1 pseudogene is annotated in these 218 nt (G+C 68.8%); it reads left to right on the top strand.

Annotation, left to right across the window (positions count from 1 at the left end):
- Window positions 1–218 (top strand): annotated as a pseudogene (locus tag PXJ20_RS33185) (glutathione ABC transporter ATP-binding protein GsiA); the annotation flags it as partial.

The following is a 218-nucleotide window of genomic DNA, read 5'->3' as shown; positions in this document are numbered from 1 at the left end:
AGCAAATCTTCGATACGCCATCTCACGTCTATACGCGTGCGCTGCTCGCAGCGGTGCCGCGGCTCGGATCGATGCGAGGAACGGATTTGCCGGCCCGCTTTCCGCTGCTCGCAGGCACGGATGTCGCGCCGATTCAGGCGGTGTCGCCGAGCGCCCGGAGCGCGCCCGATACGGCGGCGCAGGAGCGCGAGCCGATCCTGAGCGTGCGCGAGCTGACC

Origin of the sequence: Paraburkholderia sp. A1RI_3L, from assembly GCF_048957895.1 — a bacterium.
Classification (GTDB): domain Bacteria; phylum Pseudomonadota; class Gammaproteobacteria; order Burkholderiales; family Burkholderiaceae; genus Paraburkholderia; species Paraburkholderia kururiensis.
Note: the sequence above shows the minus strand (reverse complement) of the source record. Positions and strands in the feature narration are given on the sequence as shown.